1 pseudogene is annotated in these 344 nt (G+C 48.3%); it reads right to left on the reverse strand.

The features are described 5' to 3' along the window. Nucleotides 1-210 (reverse strand): annotated as a pseudogene (locus EZM41_RS06630) (hypothetical protein); the annotation flags it as partial. Nucleotides 211-344: the final 134 nt, after the last annotated feature.

Below are 344 nucleotides of genomic sequence, written 5' to 3' on the forward strand. Positions count from 1 at the left end.
GATGATGGAGCGGATGTACGGACCTTCGGCCAGGTTGGTGAGCATAGTTGCACAGCTTCTGATAATGATGGTGATCACTTCGCTCCAGTACGTGGCGGGCGGGGCGATCCTCACGGCTCTGAGTCCAGAGGCGAATCGCAAGACATTCGGGTCCTGCGACTTATGCCACTCAAGGGGCGTGCCAACCCATACTATGCGACCTTCATCCATTAAGGATATCTTGAGATAACACTGTAATCGACTGCAACTCGCTCTATTTTTTTATAGACGCTATATAAGACCTGACTTAAAGCAAAAATTCCCATATAAAATGGTATCAACTCAAACCCCTGGATTAGCTGTTC

It is taken from the genome of Acetomicrobium sp. S15 = DSM 107314 (assembly GCF_016125955.1).
GTDB classification, from domain to species: Bacteria; Synergistota; Synergistia; order Synergistales; family Thermosynergistaceae; genus Thermosynergistes; species Thermosynergistes pyruvativorans.